Genomic DNA, 24,485 nt, shown 5'->3' on the forward strand with positions numbered 1-24,485 from the left:
TGTTCATCATTCTTAATTTAACAAAATTTAACATTATCGCTCATGACTTGAACAACTAAATATTGTGATTCAAAACACAAGGCAATAAGATCAAAATCTCACTCCATAGAGGTTACGGGTCAAACCATACAGAGTGGTGCGATCACTTCTATCTCAAGGTAGACATGATGAAATAGAAGTCAGTTAATCCTTAACATGGGTGAGGCGAGCAATGAGGTTTGTAGAGCAAACTTTAAATCAGGAAAGTGAGTTTGAAGTCGATCTGTCTACGTCTGAATTTCCGACTTCAAAACTGAAAACTCAAACGATGCTAAATACTCAAAACTCCATGTCACTGGCCCAAGAACTGGCACAGAATTGGCGAGAGCAGATTGCAGCCGACTATCCCGACTCTAGCGCAGCAACACGAGAAAGTATTACTTGCTGGCTGATCGGAGAAGATTTAGAGCGATTTGAAGCACTGAACCCAAGCCAGATGAAAATTGCTCGGCAAGCAATGGAATACCGCTATCGAATTTTACGGCAGCGCTATTTAGGCGTGGGGCCAGAGCGTGCCTATCGTAATCTCACGACTCGATTGGGCAGCTTAGTGCTGCTCCGAAATAAAATCCGTACTTGGGTGGCGCTCTCGCGCGATCGCCAACGGGCAGTGGGCGACGTATTGCAAGAAGTGATTCAGGAACTATTACACAGCGATCGCTACATTCAACAGCAAATCGCTTGGATTGCCAAATGTACTCCCAGTGATACTCGCCTCCGCAATTCCCTGCTGATGACCAGTATCGAAGAGTATTGTCTCAGACCGATTCGCAACCAGCCGCTATTAGTGTATCGGTTTGTGAATTATCTACGGCGTTCTCAGCGCGGCGGCATGACTCACGTGCCTGATGGTGAATTGGTGCGACTGGTTTCTGAAGAAGTGACGCCCGATGAGACAGACAACCCAGTGAGTTTGCTAGATGCTCAAGCAGTCACTCAGTACCAAGAAAATCAAGTTTGGGAAGAACAGCAAACTTTACGTACCTCGGTCAAACAGGAATTTAAAGACTATTTAGCCGAAAACGTTAGTGAATCTGCTGCTAAGTGGCTGACACTGTATCTGCAAGGCAAGTCTCAAGAAGCGATCGCCAGCGCCTTAGGCTTGCCGATCAAAGAAATCTACCGACTGCGCGAAAAAGTTAGCTACCATGCCATTCGCGTCTTTGCCGTCAAAAGCCAGCCCGAATTAGTTGCCAGTTGGCTAGAAGCGTCATTACAGGAACACAACCTGGGTTTGACTCTGATTGAGTGGGAGCAATTCTACGCCACCCTCAACCCCGTGCAGCGCCAGTTGGTTGATAGTTTGAAAGCAGGTAAAACCCTAGAGGCGATCGCTGCTGAGTTGAACCTGAAAAATCACCAAGTCATGGGCGAATGGAGCAAACTTTATCTAGCCGCTCAAGCCTTACGGAGCGATTCCTAAGCTGTTTTCAAAAACCAGCAATATTTTCTTCCCACAGGGGTAACATAACTATAACTATATGAATAAATCAGTTTTATTCAGAACGATCTGCTAAATAATAGCGGACACTTGATCTCAGGGGCATCTAGGATATTCACTACTCAGGTTCTGTAACTCACCATGACCGCACTCGGAAGTAACCAATCTGCGGCTGGTGATTACTTGTGCTTATACCCTCGCCACCCTTTTTCTGGGTGGCTCTGATAGATGTAAGTCAAATGTTTAGATTGATTGACAAGCTCCTGCCCTTTGAAGCCTGTCTGTATTATCAAATCTTGCCCATCGCCTTAGAAGGCACCTGCCTGAAACTGGGCATGGTAAATCCAGCAGACACAGCCTCGTTAGATTATGTCCGTCGTATCCTGGCTTACCAAAACTACTCATTAGAAACCCAGCCGATAGCCGCTGATGCTCTCCAAGCAATCCTCAGCGCGTACTTGAAACACAATACAGGCACGGAAAAACAACCCGCGCATACCCAACCTCCCACGCCTGCAACTGAACACTCAGACACTCAGCCAGATCGGGAAAGCTCCAGCAAAAATTCTGATCGGATAGAACGGCAAACTGTCCCCACTTTAATTGTTGATAGCCCGGAGGCGCTGGGCGAACTGGAGGCGGAGCGCACCAACGCTCAAATGCAGCAAAAGCGAGCTTCAGAAGCACTCTTGAGACAATCACAGCCGGTAAAGCGCAACACTACAGTCCCACCCGCTGGTAATTCGTCCCATCACTGGCAAGAGCGATCGCAGCATCACATCTCTGGTTTCACCGCAAATCTGGCAGCCCTACCGCCCCAGCAGATGTTAAAAGAATTGCTCAAGCGGGTGCTGAACGGAACTATCGACCGGCTGGATTGCGAACGACATCTGTATGAAGGAAACATTCTCTGTAGCCGAAACAATGTCTTACAGTTTGTGATTCCAGGATTGGCACTACCCGTACTTCAAGGAGTCATCGACGAGCTAAAGCGAATCGGACATTTGCAATTAATACCAGTCGAACAAACCAAAGTGGTCGAGATTGAGCGATGCTATCAGCACAATCATCTGTTACTGCGCTTGCAAATCATGCCCGGTGAATATGGAGATGAGGCAATTATGCAAGTGTTTCGCGGAGAAACTTTGAAAGCTTATCAGCAGCAGCACCTAGAAAATCTCTGGGGGGAAGCTTTAAATATTGCTCATAAACTCCAGCGGAAGATGAATCAGATATGCCATGCTAGCGCCTCAGACTCCGTTCTCCGCACTTCATCCTATCCTACTTCAAACCCTGCTCAGTTAGAAGCCCTACCAGCCCTCCACCACTTGATTGAGAACGTTGAGCAACAACTAGAAGGACTTAAACGAATGCAGAGCGATCGCCCGAACCCTGATGCCAACTCAAAGAACAACATGGCTCATCTGTAATTTGATACTCTCCGCATCAGTGCGCGGAGATTCTTCTTTCATGGAGCGCTCTAACCATAAAGTAGTTGTCTCCCCTATGTCAGTAGAGCATTTCTCCAAAACCGTTTCAGTCCATAACAGACGCCAGTTTTCCAGTGAAGAGTGGATACTGCCCTTCAAGCTCAAAAGCTTGGTTTTCTGGTACGTGTTGCTGAGACTTTTCACCCTGAGAGGATTCCTTCCGATAACCTAGTAAGCCTAATAATCATCCGGGCGCTGCCTTTCGGCTACTGAGTTTTTAAAGTGGTTGAATCCTCTAGCACTGTGTAAAATAATACAATTACCGTAGCTTCAGTTAAATAAAAAATCGCCTTAGAAGGACGAGGCTTGCTTTACCCCCTGTCTCGGTAAGGTGCAGCCATTGCCGAAGCCTACATGAACGAATTCGTACCCATCGCGGTAGGGTAGGATAAATCATGAAGGATGAATCGACAAATTCTCGCCTTAGATAACAGTATTTTCCAGGCTTGCTTGTTCAAACTTGAAACTTCATAATTCATACTTTATACTTCACACTTCCTTTCATGCAGACCAAAGCTTTTTCTGAGCTGTTCCCTCTCTTTAATACTGCCGCTCCAGAGACATTAGAATGGCTTTTGTCTGTCGCAGTCGAACACGAGTATCCATCAGACAGAGCCGTTTTGATGGAAGACGCTTGGGGCAACGCAGTTTATTTTGTCGTGTCGGGTTGGGTCAAAGTCCGACGCCTCTCTGGGGAGGATGTTATCACCCTGGCAATCTTGGGTAAAGGTGATTTTTTTGGAGAAATGGCAATTCTCGATGAATCTCCCCGCTCAACCGATGTGATTGCTCTCTCGCCTGTAGAATTGCTCAGCGTCTCTGCCCAGCGCTTCATTCAAACCCTCTTCAAAGATCCGCAGTTGCACCACCGGATGCTGCAATTGATGGTGAAGCGTCTGCGCCAAACGAACCTCCGCTTTCAAATGCGTCATCAACCTCCAGCGGTAAAATTAGCCAACACGCTGATTGCTTTGGGAGAAAACTATGGTGAAGCCACTGAAAGAGGAACGGAAATCTATAATATTCCCTCTAAAGATTTGGCTAACGTCACAGATATTGGCGTCGAGGACACTAGCAAAATTATGGAAAAACTAGAAAGTAAAGGCTGGGTTAAAATCGATCCGGCGCAGGAGACGCTTCATCTTCTCAACATCAAGCAGCTAACGCATCTTGCCGGACGAGTTTAGGAAAGCAAATATACTAAACCGGACTATTGAAACCCGCTTTCATCGGGGAAAGTCAGTGTAGAGGAGAATTCTATTCGTTCTTTTGACAAGGATTGGGATACTCCCAAGAGAAAATCTAATTGATTGGAAAACCGAATTTCTGACTACCGACTAACGACTGAGCAAAAATTGCTAGTTAAATTAGTTGGTATAGATGATTGATAAAAGCTAAAAATGACAGAAGCAACAGCTGTTCGCCGCGATCGCTTATCCAACACTGCCCCAAAAATTCATTACCAGGTGGCGATACGGGAGCCACAATCGCATCTTTTTGACGTAACTTTGACCGTACAAAACTGGCAGTCACCGATTCTCGATTTAAAATTGCCGGTGTGGACTCCTGGTTCCTACCTGGTGCGCGAGTATTCTAAACATTTGCAAGACTTTTCGGCTGATTCCAGCGAACAACAACCTTTGGCGTGGCGGAAGCTTAGTAAAAATCACTGGCAAATAGATACAAACGGTGTGTCGGAAGTAACGGTGCGTTACCGGATGTTTGCCAATGAACTAACGGTGCGAACTAATCATTTAGATGTTACTCATGGGTATTTTAACAGTGCTGCTCTGTTATTTTATATACCCGAGTTTGAAAAACAACCCATTCTAGTGACAATTGTGCCGCCCAAACCCGAATGGCGCGTCACGACCCCATTACCAGCGGCGGATGGACAAGCGAACACCTTCCAAGCGCCCGATTTTGACACGCTGGTGGATAGTCCCTTCGAGATTGGTTCTCATCAGTTGCATCATTTTGAAGTTTTGGGAAAACCTCATGAGTTAGCCATCTGGGGACAGGGGAACGCCAAGCCAGAGCAAATTATTGAAGACACGCAGAAAATCATTGAGGTGGAATCCCAGATGTTTGGGGGTTTACCTTATGACCGATATGTGTTTTTGCTGCATCTAGCTTCCACGGGTGCTGGAGGTTTGGAACACAAGAATGCTTGCACGTTGAATTACCATCGCTTTGGGTTCCGCGATCGCGATAAGTACAATCGCTTTATGCAGCTGGTCGCTCACGAATTCTTCCACCTGTGGAATGTGAAGCGCATCCGTCCCAAAGGATTAGAGGTGTTTGATTATACCGGAGAAAACTATACACCTTCGCTGTGGTTTAGTGAGGGGACAACCAGTTATTACGACTTGGTGATTCCGTTGCGGGCGGGAATCTATGATGCAAAGTCTTTCTTGAAGGAGTTAGGCAAAGAAATATCGCGGTTACAAACGACACCAGGGCGACTGGTGCAGCCTGCGAGTGAATCGAGTTTTGATGCCTGGATTAAGCTGTATCGACCGGATGCCAATAGTGGAAATTCCCAGATTTCCTACTATCTGAAAGGAGCGATGGTATCCTTGTTGCTAGATTTGCTAATTCGAGGGCGTCATAGCAATCAGCGATCGCTTGATGATGTGATGCGGCAAATGTGGCAGCAGTTTGGACAGCCGGAAACCGGCTTCACTCCAGAACAATTGCAACAAGTTATAGAATCAGTCGCTGACATGGATTTGAGCGACTTCTTTAAGCGATACATTGAGGGAACTGAAGAGTTACCCTTTGACGAATACCTGAATCCCTTCGGTTTGCGGTTAGTGGTAGAGGAAGAGGAACCCATTCCTTATCTGGGCGTGACAGCAAAGACGGAGAATGGGCGCGAAGCGATCAAATTTGTCCAAGCGGGTTCTCCAGCGCAGTTAGCCGGTATTGATGCGGGAGATGAATTGCTAGCAATTGACGGTTTCCGAGTAACGTCACTTTCTTTGAGCGATCGCCTGAAAGATTACCAATCGGGGAATACGATTCAGGTGACGGTTTTCCATCAAGATGAACTCCGGATGCCACTCGTGACTTTAGCAGATCCGCGCCCCAGCGCTTACAAAATTGTGCCCGTAGAGTCTCCTGACGATGTTCAAAAACAAAACTTTGCTAAGTGGCTAGGATCGGGATTCTAAGAGGGCGATTGCGTTTTCACCTTGAGTTTCGGCTGCATTATTTGAAGGATTGGACAGTCCCTCTTCCTGCTGGAATTCATTACTCTTTCAGCAACGCCATGATTTTTTCATCCCCTGGGACAACTAGCGATTAATTGGTTGGTAACAAGATTTCCGATAGCCTTATGGTAGTAAGAAGCGATGCTTATTACCAACTTTTCCAAATGCAGATGATTCAAGGTACAACCAAACTTTTAGGGGTGATTGGTCATCCCATCGGGCATTCCCTATCGCCGGTGATGCACAATGCGGCGATCGCTCATTTAGGATTAGATTACGTTTATGTACCTTTGTCGGTCGCGCCGGAAGATTTAGAGAAAGCGATCCCGGGTTTGGCCGCAATGGATAATTTTGTAGGCTTTAGCGTTACTATTCCCCACAAACAGGCAATTATCCCCCTGCTATCAGAAGTATCAGATATTGCCCAAGCGATAGGAGCCGTCAACACCGTTACCAAGACGGATAGGGGATGGGTGGGCACGAATACGGATGTGACGGGCTTCCTCGCCCCCCTGGAAGCTAACAATAGCGATTGGAGCCAAAGTGTCGCGGTCATTTTAGGCAATGGCGGTGCGGCGCGGGCGGTAGTTGCCGGTTGCAAAAAACTGGGTTGTGCCCAAATCCATGTTGTTGGGCGAAACTGGGAGAATTTAACCGCCTTTCAAAATAGCTGGCGCAATTCATCCTTACCAGTAGAAATTAGCACCCATTCTTGGGGAGAACTACCGAGTCTGATTTCTCAAGCATCTTTGTTAGTCAATACAACACCCGTTGGGATGTACCCGAAGGTTGACGAATCTCCTTTAAATGCCGAAGCGATCGCCAATTTGCCAGAAGGCGCGATCGCTTACGATCTGATTTACAAACCCCACCCTACCCGGTTCCTGCAACAAGCCCAAAAACAAGGCGCGGTGATGGTTAATGGACTGGAAATGCTCGTTCAGCAAGGAGCCGCCGCCTTGAAAATCTGGTTAAACGCCGAGCCGCCAGTGGACGTGATGCGCCAATCTCTACAAAAACAATTAAAAATCAAAAATTAAACCCAGCATGCAAGTTTTGGGATTTCTCCCTTAATGGGTTGGGGAGTGGAGGATATTGACAAAATTTGCTTGACATTTCGATTTCCTAACTTCCTGGAAAAAGGGGGCTAAGAAAAAGTTGCACATTAGCGTAACCTGAAAAGAGATGCAACTCTGAGCAAATTTACGGATATTCAAGTCAAGCGATTGTATCGGCAGGCTTTTTTCTGCGAATTTTTACTTATATATTACAATTTATTAAAATGTTTTTTCTAGGTACAACGGTAATCTCTTGCGAGTTTTACTGAAGAAAACCGATCGCTCTTTTACATCAATCCTGTAATATTTGCGGTAGCTTAGATATCATTTCACTCAATCTTTACAGGTTGACCTGTAAATCTACTTGTTAATTTAAAGATTACGTAAAGATACTGCCGTACTGATGTGGTACTTAGTACTTAGTGCGTACTATGGAACAGCTCTAAAACCGTAAAATTGCTTACTTTACAAAAACCGCTAATTTTTACGGATCTCAAGATGAGAGGGTTCAGGCTTCCGAGAAGTTTGGACTGGCTGATCCGAGAACATCGCTCAGGTTTTAACTGGAGCTTCCAGTATTTGATTTATTAACTTTGGAGAGAATTAAAAATATATGGTGGAAAGCCGCAAAGATATTAAAAACAATCCTACGGTTCCTGGGTTGCCACCCCTGTTGCGGGTTCCATCAGAATCATTGCAAATCTCTGAATTGGGTTTTTCTAAGGCTTTAGCAGGCTCTAAGACTTCTCAGGCGCTAGGGGACGAACGCGGGTACGCGCAGACGCGCCTGCTCCGCTTTTCTTTAGTGGTGCCGACCTATAACGAAGGTGACAACATCCGGGAGATTGTTCGGTTACTGACTGAGCTGTTGGATGGAGCTATCCCGAATAACTATGAGCTGATTGTGGTCGATGATAATAGCCCGGATGGAACCTGGGAAATCGCTCAGGTTCTGATGTTGGAGTATCCGCATCTGCGAGTAATGCGGCGGGTTGAAGAACGGGGACTTTCGACAGCAGTAATTCGTGGCTGGCAGGCAGCGCGGGGAGAGATATTAGGTGTCATTGATGCCGATCTCCAGCATCCACCAGAGTTGTTATTGCAGCTGTTGGCGAAAATGGATCGAGGCGCAGATTTGGCGGCGGCTAGTCGTCATGTGGAAGGTGGCGGCGTCAGCGACTGGAGTATTGTCCGTAGAGTGTTATCCCGTGGTGCCCAGATGTTGGGGTTAATACTGTTGCCTGGGGTCGTGGGTCGTGTGTCCGATCCGATGAGTGGTTACTTTTTGGTACGCCGCGAGTGCTTGGTGGGAAAAACACTGAGTCCGGTGGGTTACAAGATTTTGATTGAAGTGCTGGGTCGGGGCGATATCCGTTGGATTGCTGAAGCAGGCTACGTGTTTCAAGAACGCCAAGCGGGGGAAAGTAAGGTTTCTGCAAAACAATATGTAGATTATCTGCGGCATTTACTGAGGTTGCGTCTTTCCCGCTGGCCGATTGGTCGGTTTTTCCGATTTGGTGCAGTCGGTTTCAGCGGCGTATTTGTAGATATGGCAATGTTTTATTTGCTGCGTACCCAAGTGGGATTGGGACTGACGACCAGTGCAGCGTTGGCTTCGGAAGTGGCAATTATCAATAATTTCTTGTGGAATGACAGCTGGACTTTTGCTGACATTTCCAGTCGCCAACAGGGATGGAGCAAGCGCTTCAAGCGGCTGTTGAAATTTAATCTAGTTTGTCTGAGTGGGCTGGTATTAAACCTTTTGATCCTGAATTTGCTGTTCAATGTGCTGGGCGTTAATCAATATGTTGCCAAGCTGATTGCGATCGCTGCGGTGACTCTGTGGAATTTCTGGATCAATCTAAAGCTCAGCTGGCGGGTGACGGAAACCAAGTAGTCTGAGTCTTTAGTCATTAGTCCTGAGTTATTGTCGTGAGTCCATTCATGGCTCTTGACCAATAACTCTTCACCGATAACTATTGACTAATGATTAATAACTGGTTGCTACTTTTAGTGTGGATAGGAGTTGGGACTGGCTTGCGCTTGCTAAATTTGGCTGGCAAGTCGCCTTGGACAGATGAATTTTCGACGCTGGTTTTCAGCTTGGGCAATAGTTTTCGCGGCGTTCCCCTAGACCAAGCGATCGCACTCGATACTCTTCTGCAACCTTTGCAACCAAACCCAGCAGCAGGAATCCAAGATGTCATTCATCACTTAGTCACTGAAAGTAACCATCCCCCACTCTACTTTGTGCTAACTCACCTGTGGTTGAAACTATTTCCGCCAGATGGGGGGTTGGTTTCGCTGTGGGGGGCGCGATCGCTTGCTGCCCTTTTCGGCGTCGTCTCTATCCCTGCAATGTATGCATTTGGCTGGTTTGCGTTTCGTTCTCGGTTGGTAGGACACATGGCAGCAGCGATGATGGCAGTTTCGCCCTACGCCATCTTTCTAGCGCAAGAAGCTCGTCATTACACTTTGGCAATCCTATGGGTCATTGCTTCTCTAACCTGTCTGCTAGTTGCTGCACGACACCTTCAGCGTCAGGCACCTCTGCCCATTTGGCTCGTACTCCTCTGGGTAAGTATTAATACTTTAGGAATTTCCAGTCATTATTTTTTCGTCCTCACTTTGGGTGCCCAAGGGCTGGCGTTGATTGTCCTTCTGTGGCAACAAAGGCGGACTCAGAATAATTTTAAATTTCCCACTATCAAGTCCTTGCTCTCATTGCTGCCGGTTGCGGCTGGGACGCTGGCGGGGGGATTAGTGTGGGTGCCAGTATTTTTACAAAACAGTTATGGGGGAAAGCTAACCGAATGGATTCAAGGTGATCGCGTCGGTTTGGCATGGCTTAGCCCTATATTTCAAGCGATCGCGGCTTGGATTACGATGATCGCCCTATTACCAGTAGAATCACCCGATTTAATCGTGGTGATTCTGTGTGGCCCTGTAATGCTGATTTTCTTTCTTTGGTCGCTACCCATCCTCTATCGAGGCCTGAAATTTCAGCGCCAAGAGGCGGGTTTGACAACCCAACTGTTTGAGGGTTTCGTCTGGAGTGCGATCGCACTGTTTTTTGTCTTTACCTACTTCCTCGGAATTGATTTAACTCGTGGGGCAAGGTATAACTTTGTCTATTTTCCAGCAGTCATCGTTATCTTAGGAGCTAGCCTTGCTGTCTGTTGGAATGCTGTAAGGGCTGAAGAAACTACCTTAAAAGAGTCAGTCCTAGCCAGCAATAATCCCGGCTCAAAAGCCAAAATTCAAGATGCAAAACTTTTTCTCCAAACATCTGGCAAAAAAGTCGTTGTGATTATTTTTCTAATGGGACTTTTGAGCGGACTAACCGTAGCCTGCAATTTGGGCTATCAGAAATACTATCGCCCCGATCTGTTAGTGTCACCAATTCTATATCCGCTAGATTACTTGTCTACATCTGAGCTGGTGCCAGTTCTAATTGCCACAACTCACAAAACCCATGTGCAAACTGGGGAAATGATGGGAATCGCGTGGGAACTCAAACAGGAGGAGGAACAAACAAGGCGAACCCAATTTCTCCTAGCTCATCAAGACCAAAATCCTCAAACTTCAACGGTGGCACTGCAAAAAACCTTGGCGACTTTACCGCGACCTCTAGATGTTTTGCTATTGAATTTCCACGCCCCAATAGAGCCAATAGAGTTAAATAAGTGTGTTGCTGATGCCGACTTTCCCTCAGTGGATGGATACGAAGCTAAACTTTATCACTGTCCCTATCGTTAAAATTTAACCGCTTTTTTTGACACTTTCTGGAACGCTCAGCGACGATAAACCCGCGATCGCTCTTAAATTTTGAGAGCGAATTAGCTCTGTAAAATTCAAACTAGGGCGACCTTCGATTTTACCGACCGCTTCAATTGCAGATAACAATTGCTGGGCAGCTTCAGCTTCCGTGTAACCGCGTCGAATCGCTACTTTGATTGCCGCTTCATCTGCATCTAGTTGAGACTGAGAAGTGCGAGTATTTCGCCAAATTTGAGTTGCTGCCAGTCCGCTTAATCCGCTAGCCACGACAACACCCACGGCATCTCCTTGGACAAGCTGCACAATTGCTCCGATTGCCCCAGCCATCACGACGCCTTGATAAAGGTCGGGTTTAAACCACTTGATCCCAGTCAGCCAAGCAACTGTGCGTAAAATCAGTAAATCTCGCTGCGGCTGAGATAACCGACGCCACAAATCAAAATTGATATAAATCGGTCGATCTTGTGCCCAAGGTAGCGGAAACGGGCTATCAATCACCTGCGATTGCTCTGGTTTGCTGACCACTTTTGTCAGCATTCGACCAGATGCAGGCATGACATCTAATAAGCGGCGAATTTCAGGCTCTGGATTCATCTTGGATGGCTTGGGGCAACTCAGGTAAAGATGCGATCGCTCTACTCACTCAAAACTATTCTAAGGAATGTGGACGAAATAACTGGTAAAAGTAGGGGCAGGCTCCTACTGTCATGTCCCTACCCAGGAATTGAAATAAATCCACAATCCGCCGTTTTAGGGGGAAGGAGACGGAACGGCTGAAGCCGTAGGCTTGGGTTGAGGAGCTTGCTTTGGCGGGGTGGTGGCTCTGGGCGTTGCTGGAGGACGAGGGGATGGGATCGCCTTGGGTGTTGTTGTCGTTCTGGGTGTCGCCGGAGGTTTCGTGGCGGGCGCTTGCAGGCGAGTCGCTGGTGAGGGCGCTACGGCTGGATTACCAGGTGTTGCCGTTGGTTCGGGTGAAATCGTCGTAGCTGGTAAGGGCGTTATGGCTGGGTTGACGGGTGTTGACGTTGGTACAGGGGAAACCGTCGCACCGGGAACGGGAGACAGCGTTGGGCTGGCAGCTGGGGCGGTGATAGAAGCCGGAGTTCCTTGTACACCCAAAATGCTGGGATCTCCAGTGTCAAACACACCTGCAAGACAGGCAATCATTAATGTCCCCAGAGTTCCGGCAAACAAAGCTTTCCAACCGAGTTCGGAGATATCTTTGCGCCGAGAAGGAATTAAGGCAATAGTGCCACCCACAAAAATACCGACTGAAGCAAGATGGGCAAATCCAGAGAGGGCATAACTGACGATTAAGACAGTGCGATCGCTTAGGGGATTCACTGGTCTTTGGGCAGCTTCTGCCAATGCTTGATAAGGAGGAATTGCCGTTTCTAATAATCTGCGCCCAATGATTACAGATGCTTCCCAAGATTCGCTCAAGGGAACGCCTGTTAAAATAGTCAGCGGATAAAATAAGGCTCCTTCAATATTTTGCAAGGTAACAATTTTAAAGAAGTCACCCAATCCGCCGGGTAAACCTGCCAACCAACCAAAAAATTGATTGATTAAAGAAACCAAACCCAAAATTAGAATCAGTACGGCAGCGATCGCGACTGCCATTTTCACTCCATCTAAAGAGCCGACAATCGCTGCATCTAAGGGGCTGACTCGCTCGATAGGTTCTCCACCCACTGTTTCCTGTTTCGGCTTGTCCTGATTCTCGTATTCCTCAAACTCATTTTGCTCAAACTCTTTGGCTTGTTTCTCGCTAGGAATGCCACCAAGCGTTACAGGAACTCCTGTTTCCGGTACTAAAATTTTTGAGATTACAAAACAAGCGGGAATAGCAATAATAGATGCCGATACTAAATGTCCTAGAATATTCGGAAAAACAGGTTTGAGGAAACTAACGTAAATTGCCAAAGTTGAGGAAGCAGCAGTGCCAAAACAACAAGCTAGAATTGCTGCTAGTTCCGAACGGGTCATTTTCGGCAGATACGGCTTAACGACAATCGCTGCCTCAATGCCTACAAAAATATTAGCAGCACCGCTTAAGGCTTCCGCTCCGCTCAAGCGCATTGTCCAATAAAATAATTTAGCAAAAATCTCGGTGATAATTTGAATGACACCAATATTGTAGAGAAGTGCCATCAGTCCGGAGAAAAAAATCACCGTCGGTAAGGCGCGAAAAGCAAAAATATAGCCAAGATTGACGGGTGGAATTCCAACTGGAACTGGTGGATTTCCCTTAGGTACTATATTTCCGCCAAATACAAATCGTGCCCCAAAGTCAGCAGCTTCAAAAACGCCATTTAGTAAGTTACTAAACCATTCTAAAGCTGTGCGTGTCGGCGGGAACTGAAACACCAAAAAAGCCAAAACTAACTGTAAGCCAATGCCCCAGATAATGACACGCCAGGGGATGACTCGTTTGTGCTCCGAAAACAACCACGCGATCGCGCATAAACCAAAAATGCCCAGAAAAGAGATAACGTTAAGATACCAAGGATGAGACATGGGCCAGAGTCCTTACTTGTTGACAGAGTACTTCCCAGTTTGCCGTCCCCTACAAATGAGCGCGTTTTTCGGCTTTATCCCCGTCTTACGAGGGATGACACGGGACACCCAAGACAATAGCCGAAAATGAGGTGCTTCAGTACTACTACAGCTTTAAAATAGGCACAGAAGCCTGTATCTTATTCAAACTTAAGAATATCCTAAAGACAGGGAAACAACTTGACTAGAGCCGTCCCAACTTGTTAATGCTGCTCTTGGGCAGTTAACTATCAGCAAATTCAATACATGGAAGCTTTTGACTCAGTTCCTCCCCAATGGATCGAATCTGCTACTCACGCCCGCGAGTTTTGCTGTCCTAACTGTCGGGCTTCCTCCAGGGAAGCGCAACAGGTTTGGCTCAACCGGCGATCGCCTGTAATGACAGAAGACTATCGCCGAAAATGGCAGGAGTTTTATCAGTGCCAGTGCGGTTGTGTGTGGTGGGCATGGAGTAACGATCGCCCTCCCTCCGATTTGGTAAAACGCGAACCTCCAACGATTGACGAGTGATGCTTTAGGAAGCAGAGGCGCGATCGCATCTTTTTCAACTGTAGGGGCGAAGCATTCGGGGGATAACTTATGACACTTAACCGAGATTTACCTATCCGAATGCTTCGCCCTGTCCCGCGATCGCCGTTAACATTTGTACAGAAATATTAGGGTTTGTCTGCACACCTTGAGGGCAAAGCATTCGGATACAGAAATTTGGGTTTATTCCGTCCAGTTATCGCCCGAATGCTTCGCCCCTACATCTATCAAAACCGCGATCGCTCTCTCTGGTTGTCAGCGCGTTAGCGAAGCGAAGCCTTTAGGCTTATCGCAAGATTGTGTTAGGTGCACCGGATTCATAAGCGTAAAACCCCAGTTTTCGTATACAGATGTAATAATTCCTGACATAATTCACTATTTCCCTAACTATTAATTGCTAGGTAGCTAGAGTTATTTTAATAACACAAATCTGTCAGAGTGTGGTTTAGGAGAGGCGTTGTCCTCTCAGACTGGGCAAAATGCAAATATCCTTGGGAAAAGCTATAGCTTAGAAGCACCTTGTCAAAGGTATATTTGCTTGAGTAAGCTAGGGGCAAATTCCTCTATCTAAAGTTTTAAATTGAAGATAATAATGCGTTTGCATAGCATCATCCGGAAGAAAGTATTGTCTCAGATTAACGATTAACAGTTATTTATTAACTTTTTTTCTGACTGCAACGGCATTCTTAATCCTCGCTGTCTACTATATTCCCCGTTTTTACATGGAATGGAATATTAATCTGAGTGACTAGAACAAACTTGCTGAGGCGATTCCAGCTTACAAAAAAGCAGTCGGATTTGGCTCAAAAAATACTTTTGCTAAGGTTAGCTTTTTGTCAGGATGGTTATAATTCAGCTTTTACTTGACCGATGATGTGAATAGTGAGAGACGAAGATGCTGGAGTTTTGGAAAAACCTTTTTGCTGTAGCACCGTTTATCCCCCATGGGCATTGCTATCTCTGGAAACCAGGATTGGTGAGTCTTCATATCGTTTCCGACTTGCTGATTGCCCTGGCTTATTATTCAATCCCGATAACGCTGCTCTATTTTGTTCGCAAGCGACAAGATTTGCCCTACCCTTGGATGTTTCTGCTATTTAGCAGCTTCATCGTCGCTTGTGGTACTACGCACCTGATGGAGATTTGGACGCTTTGGCATCCTACCTATTGGCTGAGTGGCTGCCTCAAAGCCATCACCGCATTGGTTTCAGTGGTGACAGCGATAGCTCTGGTGCCGTTAATCCCAAAAGCATTAGCCCTTCCCAGTCCCGCACAGTTGGAGGCAGCTAATCGAAAACTAGAGCAGGAAATTAGAGAGCGTATCAAGGTAGAAGCAAGTCTTCAAGAGCGGGAGCAGTTCTTAAGCAACATTTATAACTCAGTGGCAGACCACCTTTGGGTGGTGGAACAGCTTGAGGATGGCGAATTTCAAGTTGTCAGCATGAATCGAGCCGTTGAAGCTTCAAGTGGAACTTTGGTCGAGCACTGGATTGGTAAACGGCTGGACGAACTGTGGGACATCGAGACAGCTGCTACGATTCGGGCGCACTACCATGACTGTTTGCAGCAAGGTCAAACAATCTCTTATGAGGAAAATCTGCCTTTTGAAGAACAGATTTGTTGCTTTCTCACCACCTTAACGCCTTTAGTAGAGCGCGATGAACGAACTCGCTTACTCGGCGTCAGCATGGATATCACGGAGCGCAAGCGGGTTGAAAACGCTTTGAAAGAAAGTGAAGAACGCTGGCAGTTAGCGTTGCAGGGTAACAAAGATGGAATTTGGGATTGGAATGTCAGAACGAATGAAGTCTTTTTCTCAGTGCGATGGAAAGAAATACTGGGTTATCAAGACTGCGAAATTTCTCACCATCTAGATGAGTGGGCTAAACGAGTCCATCTAGACGATCTTGCCTGGGTGATGGAAACAATCGAAAATCACTTTGCTAAAAAAACACCTTTTTACGAAACTGAACACCGCATTTTATGTAAAGACGGGACTTATAAATGGATTCTCGATCGCGGTCAGGCACTCTGGGATGACGGCGGCAATGCGATTAGAATGGTCGGTTCTTCTACCGATATTACAGAAAGCAAGGAGGCTGAAGCAGAGCTGCGCTGCAAAGAAACCTTGCTGCGCTCAATGACTGATGCTTCGCCACTCGCTTTTTTTGTTGTAGATAACCGTAGCGATGCCATTCTCTACTTCAATCACCGCTTCTGCAATATCTGGGGTATCGAACACCTAGAAGAACAGATGCAGCGGGGTCAACTGAAAAACAACGATATCGTTCCTCACTGCCTGCCCGTACTTGTAGATGTTCCGGCTTTTGCCGAATCCTGCAAACCGTTGCAAAGTGAAGAAAATCGAGCCGTTGTTGAAGATGAAATTCCTTTTCGCGATGGGCGCACGATTCGTCGTTTTTCGACACAAATTCGCGACGATAGCGATCGCTATTTCGGACGACTTTATCTATTTGAAGATATTACCGAACGCAAGCAAATAGAAGAAAAACTGCAACTGGCTGATTTTTCGCTCGAACGTTCCTCTCTCGCCCTTGCCTGGATTGATCGCAATGGCAGAATTTTACGGGTAAATGAAACAGCGTGCAAGCAAAGGGGATATTCTCGCGAAGAGTTGCTATCAATGCACGTATGGGATACCGATCCCAATTTTCCGATGGAGGTGTGGCCGCAGCATTGGCAAGAACTTAAAGAGCAAAAAACACTTTCGTTTACTTCTCAACAATATACAAGGGGTGGCGGTGTTATCCCCGTTGAAATTACGCTAAATTATCTGGAATTTAACGGAAAGGAATACAATTTTGCCTGCGCCCGCGATGTCAGCGATCGCTATCGCGCAGAGGAAGCACTGCGAGCCTCTCAAGCCCGTCTTTCTGGGGTTCTAGACATTGCCGACGAAGCCATTATCTCAGTAGATTCCAGCCAACGCATTACCCTATACAACCAAGGAGCCGAACGGATTTTTGGCTATACGTCCGAGGAAATGCTCGGTCAGACTCTCGACCGACTTTTGCCAGAACGCTTTGCGATAAGTCATCGCCAGCACGTAGATCGATTTGCCCAATCCGCCCAAACAGCAAGGAAGATGGGTAGGCGCGGCGAGATTGTCGGTCGCCGTAAAGATGGCACGGAATTTCCGGCTGAAGCCTCGATTTCTCAATTGGAATTAACAGGAGAAAAAGTTTTTACGGTTTTTCTGCGCGACATTAGCGATCGCAAACAGGCAGAAACAGCCTTAAAAGAAAGTGAAGCCCGCTTCCAGGCATTTATGGATAACAGTCCCGCCCCTGCTTGGATTACAGATGGAGAGGGGAAACTTCTGTACTGTAGCCAAGCCTATTGCCGCATATTCAACGTAGCAAAAGAGTCAGTGGGCAAAATAGATATCTCCATCCATCCACAAAAATTCAGTCAGGAATATTTAAACAATATTCGCAAAGTTATAGAAACTAATCAAGCTCTCGAAGCAATTGAGCTAGGTTCACTTGCAGATGGCACTGTTGGCGAGTTTGTAGTGTACAAGTTTCCGTTGCCAAGTTCATCCGGTCAAGTGTTAGTTGGGGGAATAGGACTCGATATTACCGAGCGCAAAAAAGCAGAAGCAGCCGTGCAACAGCGAGAACAAGAGTTCCGCGCTTTAGTAGAAAATGCGCCCGACATTATCATGCGGTTGAATCGGGAATGTCGCTATCTCTATATCAACCCCATAGTTGAAGGACAATTGGGGATTCCTCCTGCCGCGTTTATCGGTAAAACTATTAAGGAATTGGGTGCATCCGAAGCATTGGTTAATCTTTGGCGAACAACCCTTGAGCAAGTATTTGAAACGGGTGGCGAGCAAAACATTGAATACGAAATTCCATCGCTTGCAGGGCTAACTTATTATGCTTCCCGCGTAGTTCCTGAATTGGGCAGCGATGGCTCCGTGCAATCGGTTTTGGCAGTTGCTCGCGATATCAGCGAGCGCAAACTTGCAGAAGCGGCTCTAAAACAGGCTCGCGACGAGTTAGAAATTAGAGTCAATCAACGCACTGCTCTACTCGCTACAGCAAATAAAGAATTGCGGCAAGAAATTGCCGAACGGCAAGCCGCGCTGCGCGAACTCAAACAAGCACAAGCGGCTTTGCAAACGTCGGAAGTCAGACTCAAAGAAGTGCTTGATAATACAGCCGCTTTCATTTCCTCGGCACACATTCATCCTGATAGAGTTTGGGAATACGTATACTATTCCCCCAATGGAGAGGAAATTTTTGGCTACAAAGGAGAAGAATTCGCTGCCGATCCGAGCTTGTGGCTATCTAGAATTCCTCCTGAAGATATTGAGACAATTGTTCAGCCAGCAATAGAAGATTTGTATGCCGGACGGCAAATAACCACAGAGTATCGATTCCGCCATAAAGATGGAAGTTGGCGCTGGTTATCTAACACTTTACTGGCTAAAAAGCACAAATCTGAGGATTACTGGTTTGCCACCGGAATTGTTATCGACATCACCGAACGCAAACTAGCAGAAAAAGCGTTACAGGAAAGCGAACAGCGTTTTGCTACTTTAGCGAAAACCGCACCTGTAGGAATATTCCGTACCGATATTCAGGGCAATTGCGTGTATGGGAACGAACGCAGTTTTGAAATGATCGGACTTTCCCTCGGAGAATCGATAGGAGCCGGTTGGGCAACAGCGATACATCCGGATGATCGCGATCTCACGATTGGTGCTTGGTTGAGTTTTGTACAGCAAGGCATTCCCTATCACTGCGAACACCGCTTTCAACGACCCGATGGTAGCGTTATCTGGGTGTTAGGACAAGCGATCGCGGAAAAAGATGTTGATGAAAACATCATCGGTTACATCGGCACTATCACCGACATTACGGAGCGCAAGCAATCGGAACAACTCTTAGAAGCGTACAACCAAATTTTAGAAACTCAGGTACAAGAACGCACAGCAGCACTAACCCAAACAAATGCTCAATTAGAGCAGGAAATTGAAGAGCGCAAGCGATCGCAAGCTGCGCTCCAAGAGAGCGAAGAACGGTATCGTACTGTAATCGCAGCAATGGCAGAGGGGATTGTCTTGCAAGATGCGGACGGTGCGATTCGTACCTGTAACGCTAGTGCCAAAAGCATTCTCGGTTTGTCTCGCAAGCAAATGATGGGGCGAACTTCCCTCGATCCCAACTGGCGAGCGGTTCGCGAAGATGGTTCACCCTTTCCAGGAGAGGAACACCCGGCGATGGTGACGCTGCGAACGGGCAAAGCTTGCTCTAATGTGGTGATGGGAGTCCACAAACCAGATGGTAATTTTACCTGGATTTCCATTAATTCCCGACCTCTAATTCGCGCAGGCGAACCCCTCCCCTACGCCGTTGTTTGCTCGTTCGCTGATATTACCGCTCGCAAACAGGCAGAAGAGGCACTACAACAAAGCGAAGCGCGTTATCTGGCGATTCTTGAAGACCAAACGGAACTGATTGGTCGCTCGTTGCCTGATGGAACCTTGACCTTTGTCAACGAAGCTTTCTGTCGATTTTATGGGAAGACGCGGGAAGAACTCTTGGGCAATCGCTACGAACCTAGCGTATATGAAGAAGACCGCGAGCTTGTAGCCAGACTGGTTAAAACTCTCAGCGTAAATAATCCAGTCGTCATTATCGAAAATCGAGTGATTGCCAAGGGAGAGGAAGTGCGTTGGACGCAGTGGGTCAACCGAGGAATATTCGACAAAGATGGTCAGCTTGTAGAGTTTCAAGGGGTCGGACGAGATATTACCGAGCGCAAACTTGCTGAAGAAAACTTGCGACGCTATGAAAAGATTGTTGCCGCTACTACTGATGCAATTTGTTTAATCGATCGCAACTATACCTACCAAATTGTTAACCAAGCATATCTGAATTGGCATCAGCGCTCTCAGGAAGAAATACTCGGACAGACGGTTAGTGAAGTCTTGGGTAAAGACCTGTTTGAAACTCAACTCAAACCCAAACTAGACCAATGTTTAGCTGGGGAGACTGTCCAATACGAACTGTGGTTTAACTATTCAAGCACCGAAGAGAAATTTCTCAGCGCTACCTACTCTCCTTATTTAGAGGCAGATGGCACTGTTTTAAGTGTGGTAGTGAGTCTGCGTAACCTCACCGAATTGAAACGAACAGAAGAAGCACTGCGACAAAGCGAATCAACGCTTCGCAGCTTCTTCGACAGCGGCTCGATGTTGATGGGGATTGTCGAGCTGTATGACGACGATATTCTGCATCTTTCTGATAATCCAACATCAGCGCGATTCTTCGGTACAACCCCAGAACAGATGAAAAATCGGTTTGCAACTGAGATGGGAGTGCCACCAGCACACCTACAGCAGTGGATCGATCGCTATCGAGAAGCTTTACAGACTCAAACTGCCGCACGCTTTGAATATCCTCACGAGACTCAAACCGAGCAAAAATGGCTCTCTGCCAGCGTTTGCCCGATCGGAATTGGCCCGAACGGTCGTCCGAGATTGTCATACATTGTCGAAGATATCAGCGATCGCAAACGCGCAGAAGAAGCACTTCGCCTCAGCGAAGGTCGGCTCAAACATCTGACAGCTAGCATTCCGGGAACGCTTTACTCCTTTGGATACTATCTCGATGGTTCGGCAAAGTTTGAATATGTCAGTCCCGGTTGCGAAGAAATGTTTGAAATCAAGCCGGAGCAGATACTAGAAGATCGAAATCTTTTCGAGAACCAAGTTTCTCCTGATGACCGACCCAGGTTTGAAGAAGCAATCTCTTACTCCCTGCAAAGCCTGCAACCTCTCACGACTGAATGGCGCAATATTGCTCCTTCTGGAAAACAAAAATGGCTGCGCGTCCAAGCTCAACTCGAAGACCGCGAAGATGGTTCTAAAGTTTGGCATGGGGTGATTTTAGATATTAGCGATCGCAAACTTGCAGAAGAAAAGCTCAAACAAGCCGAGCATAAATACCGCACCTTAATCGAACAAATTCCCGGAGTCGTTTATATCTCTCCGCTTGAGGCAACAACCGAAAAAGGTTACATCAGCCCGCAACTGCAACAATTGCTTGAGGTTCCTCTGGAAGAATGGTCTCCTGGCTTCTTTAATAGTTGGGCTGATTATGTTCATCCAGAAGATCGCGATCGCGTCTTGCAAGCTGTCAGAAACACGATTTTTACGGGAGAACCATTGAGCGTCGAGTATCGCATGATAACTCGCAATGGCAAAACGCTCTGGCTCAGAGATCGAGCCAATCTCGTCGTTCCCTCTGAGGGACAGACTCGAGTGCTTCAGGGTTTAGCTTTCGATATTAGCGATCGCAAACAAATTGAGCAAGCGCTGCAAGAAAGCAACGAGCGTTTTCAGTTAGCAACATCGGCAGTAAAAGGATTTATCTACGACTGGGATTTCAAGCAGAATATCGTTCTGCGGACGCGGGGACTGTTTGAACTTGTTGGATACCGTCCCGAAGAAGCCGACGCAAAGGTTGACTGGTGGAACGAACACGTCCACCCAGAAGATTTCCCCAAAATTTCCCAGCAGCTATCCGAAGCCTTTGCAAATGAAACTCAAAGTTATTTCGTTTTGGAATACCGACTTCGCCATCGAGATGGCCACTACGTCTATCTATCAGATTATGGCACGATCGCGCGAGATGCAAACGGACGAGCAATTCGTGCCGTAGGTCATGCCATAGACGTCAGCGAACGCAGAAAGGCAGAAACCGCCTTGCAAAAAGCACTCCAAGCCGCCCAAGCTGCATCCATCGCAAAAAGCCGCTTCTTGTCCAACATGAGCCACGAACTGCGTACTCCTCTCAATGCCATTCTCGGTTTTAGTCAGGTGATGGTTCGCAGTAGTTCCGTTTCCCCCGACCACAAAGAACAGCTAAAAATCATCAATCGCAGTGGCGAACATTTGCTTAATTTAATCAACGATATTTTGTCAATGGCCAAAATTGAAGCAGGCCAAACTACGCTCAATGAAAATCGCTTTGACCTGTATCAGCTACTGAACGATCTAGAACAGATGCTCAAACTCAAAGCAATTTCCAAAGGTTTACAATTAACTTTTGAACGGGCATCAGATATTCCTCAATACGTGCAAACTGACGAAAATAAATTGCGTCAAGTTTTAATTAACATTTTAGGAAATGCCATAAAGTTCACCGCTTCCGGTCACATCACATTGCGAGTGAAAAAGGGTCGGATATCAGAAAAAGCTGACCTTCAAAACCTCAGCTCCAAAACCTATTTGTTGTTTGAAATTGAAGATACTGGACCCGGCATTGCTCCCAATGAAATTGAAACCTTATTTGACCCCTTCGTACAAACAGAAGCAGGCCGCAAATCGATGCAAGGAACGGGATTGGGCTTACCCATCAGCCAACAATTCTTAGAGATGATGGGAGGAGAGATTGTGGTCAGTAGTCAACTCGGTCAGGGAACAACTTTCACATTCGATATCGTCGCGAGCGAGGTTACTAAACCGCATGAGAAGAGTTTATCGATTACCCAGGAAGTTATTGGGTTAGAGCCAAATCAGCCTGTGTACCGCATTCTAGTTGTTGAGGATGTCGAAGAGAACCGTCAGTTGCTCTTAAAAATACTTAAACCGTTAGGATTTGAAGTGCGAGAAGCAGTTAACGGTCAAGAAGCGATCGCTTTGTGGTCAACTTGGAAACCACACCTAATCTGGATGGATATGCGAATGCCCGTCATGGACGGCTACGAAGCAACTAGAGAAATAAAAGCTTTGGAACAGCAAAGTGCAGTAGCTGGAGAGAATAACAACTTACCTGCCAACTCATCACCTACCAACGCAACAAAAATTATTGCCTTAACTGCTAGCGCTTTTGAAGAAGATCGAGCCAAGATTATGACAGCAGGCTGCGATGACTTTATACATAAGCCTTTCCGAGAGTCGATGCTATTTGACAAGATGGCTCAACACTTAGGAGTCCGTTATCTTTATCAAGAGGATTTGCCGGATAGCTCACCCCAGTCAGCAACACCGAGAAACTTAACACCAGAGGATCTCAACGTCATGCCTTCTGAGTGGATAGCACAGTTCCGACAAGAGGTGCTTTGTGCGAACGACGAGTTAATATTGCAGCTAATCGACCAAATTCCCGAAAGCGAGGCAAGTTTAGCACACACCCTGACAGATTTGATTAATAACTTTCGCTTAGATATACTCTTTGATTTAATCCGAGCATCTAGTAATGAATAGCCATCAAGTACCCGCTTCCTTTGGGGACATCCTCGTCGTTGACGATCATCCAGACAACCTCCGAGTTTTGTCCGCTATTCTTAGCGAGTCTGGATATCAAGTCCGGAGGGCAATTAACGGTCAACTGGCTTTAAAAGTTACCCAAAATTCTCCCCCCGCTCTGATTTTACTTGACATCTTGATGCCAGAAATGGATGGCTATGCAGTTTGCTCCTTGCTAAAAGCTCACCCACAAACAGCGGAGATTCCAGTAATTTTTATCAGCGCGCTCGATGATGTATTTGATAAAGTAAAAGCCTTTGAGGTTGGAGGGGTAGATTACATTACCAAACCCTTTCAGGCAGCCGAAGTTTTAGCTCGCGTTAAAAATCAACTAATTATCCGCAATCTGTATCTCCAACTTCAGAAGCAAGCCCAGAAAATTGCCGAGCAGAATGCGTCTCTACAACAGGAAATTCAAGAACGCAAACGAGCTGAATCTGCTTTGGTTGAAGCTAATCTCAAGCTACAGCGTCTCGCTTCTTTAGATAGCTTAACAGGAGTTGCTAATCGTCGTCAGTTCAATGAATCTCTCAATAAAGAGTGGCAACGGATGGCACGAGAGCAATTCCCCTTATCTTTGATTTTAGGGGATATTGATTATTTCAAAAAATACAATGATACTTATGGCCATTTAGCCGGAGATTTCTGTCTACAGCAGGTGGCTCAAGCGATTAGCCGTGCTATTAGGCGTCCGGCAGATATATTGGCTCGTTACGGAGGTGAAGAATTTGCGGTAATTCTACCGAATACAAAAGCTGAAGGAGCGCTAAAAGTTGCTGAGGCGGTGCGGCATGAAGTCCTAAATCTTAAAATAGCTCATGCTCAATCTGCTGTGAATAAATATGTCACTTTAAGCCTCGGCGTTTTCACCTTAGTTCCCCAGTACAACTCTGACCCCTCCACCTTAATTGCTGCGGCTGATAAAGCATTATATGAAGCGAAAGAGCAGGGGAGAAACCGCTCCAGTTTTAAAACTTTTGAATCATTAGACTCAGAGCTAAACCTTAACTTGCTTACCAGATAAATTGAGTCATGTTATTCAATGGCAAACCCAAATGTGACAAATAATTATAGATGTTTTACAGC

General features: G+C 46.5%; 12 protein-coding genes. 10 read left to right on the top strand and 2 right to left on the bottom strand.

Annotated elements, in window-relative coordinates:
• The first annotated feature begins 328 nt into the window (after positions 1–328).
• The 7 genes from H6H02_RS14730 (at position 329) to H6H02_RS14760 (ending at position 11,002) form a co-directional block, all read left to right on the top strand.
• A complete protein-coding gene (locus H6H02_RS14730; RefSeq protein WP_190819064.1) occupies positions 329–1,462 on the top strand; it encodes a HetZ-related protein 2 in 1,134 nt (377 codons plus the stop codon).
• Positions 1,463–1,719: 257 nt separating this feature from the next.
• The gene (locus H6H02_RS14735; RefSeq protein ID WP_190818980.1) at positions 1,720–2,910 is read left to right on the top strand and encodes a hypothetical protein; all 1,191 of its coding nucleotides are present in this window, start codon (positions 1,720–1,722) and stop codon (positions 2,908–2,910) included.
• A 563-nt stretch (positions 2,911–3,473) separates the two neighbouring features.
• Entirely contained in the window at positions 3,474–4,157 is a 684-nt protein-coding gene (locus H6H02_RS14740) for a Crp/Fnr family transcriptional regulator (protein WP_190818982.1), read from the top strand.
• Positions 4,158–4,370: 213 nt separating this feature from the next.
• On the top strand, positions 4,371–6,146 hold the full coding sequence (locus H6H02_RS14745; protein ID WP_190818984.1) for a M61 family metallopeptidase: 1,776 nt from the start codon (positions 4,371–4,373) through the stop codon (positions 6,144–6,146).
• A 209-nt stretch (positions 6,147–6,355) separates the two neighbouring features.
• On the top strand, positions 6,356–7,225 hold the full coding sequence (locus H6H02_RS14750; protein WP_190819066.1) for a shikimate dehydrogenase: 870 nt from the start codon (positions 6,356–6,358) through the stop codon (positions 7,223–7,225).
• Between the two features lie 631 nt (positions 7,226–7,856).
• The gene (locus H6H02_RS14755; protein WP_190818986.1) at positions 7,857–9,140 is read left to right on the top strand and encodes a glycosyltransferase; all 1,284 of its coding nucleotides are present in this window, start codon (positions 7,857–7,859) and stop codon (positions 9,138–9,140) included.
• Positions 9,141–9,229: 89 nt separating this feature from the next.
• Positions 9,230–11,002 (top strand): phospholipid carrier-dependent glycosyltransferase, encoded by a 1,773-nt coding sequence (locus H6H02_RS14760; protein ID WP_190818991.1) that lies wholly within the window; start codon positions 9,230–9,232, stop codon positions 11,000–11,002.
• Positions 11,003–11,005: 3 nt separating this feature from the next.
• Here H6H02_RS14760 and H6H02_RS14765 read toward each other — a convergent pair whose 3' ends face one another.
• Both H6H02_RS14765 and H6H02_RS14770 read right to left on the bottom strand, forming a co-directional pair.
• The gene (locus H6H02_RS14765) at positions 11,006–11,617 is read right to left on the bottom strand and encodes a DUF3318 domain-containing protein (RefSeq protein WP_190818993.1); all 612 of its coding nucleotides are present in this window, start codon (positions 11,615–11,617) and stop codon (positions 11,006–11,008) included.
• A gap of 156 nt (positions 11,618–11,773) precedes the next feature.
• A complete protein-coding gene (locus H6H02_RS14770; protein ID WP_190818995.1) occupies positions 11,774–13,543 on the bottom strand; it encodes a nucleoside transporter C-terminal domain-containing protein in 1,770 nt (589 codons plus the stop codon).
• 285 nt (positions 13,544–13,828) lie between these two features.
• Between H6H02_RS14770 and H6H02_RS14775 the strand changes: the two genes are divergently transcribed.
• The 3 genes from H6H02_RS14775 (at position 13,829) to H6H02_RS14820 (ending at position 24,423) form a co-directional block, all read left to right on the top strand.
• On the top strand, positions 13,829–14,092 hold the full coding sequence (locus H6H02_RS14775) for a hypothetical protein (RefSeq protein WP_190818997.1): 264 nt from the start codon (positions 13,829–13,831) through the stop codon (positions 14,090–14,092).
• A gap of 913 nt (positions 14,093–15,005) precedes the next feature.
• The gene (locus H6H02_RS26685; RefSeq protein ID WP_199329191.1) at positions 15,006–23,357 is read left to right on the top strand and encodes a PAS domain S-box protein; all 8,352 of its coding nucleotides are present in this window, start codon (positions 15,006–15,008) and stop codon (positions 23,355–23,357) included.
• Positions 23,350–24,423: a PleD family two-component system response regulator gene (locus H6H02_RS14820; protein WP_190818999.1), complete on the top strand. Its 1,074-nt coding sequence runs from the start codon at positions 23,350–23,352 to the stop codon at positions 24,421–24,423. The genes H6H02_RS26685 and H6H02_RS14820 overlap by 8 nt, the downstream gene beginning before the upstream one ends.
• The last annotated feature ends 62 nt before the right edge of the window (positions 24,424–24,485 follow it).

The sequence above is a fragment of the Coleofasciculus sp. FACHB-1120 genome (assembly GCF_014698845.1).
In the GTDB taxonomy this organism is placed as follows: Bacteria; Cyanobacteriota; Cyanobacteriia; order Cyanobacteriales; family FACHB-T130; genus FACHB-T130.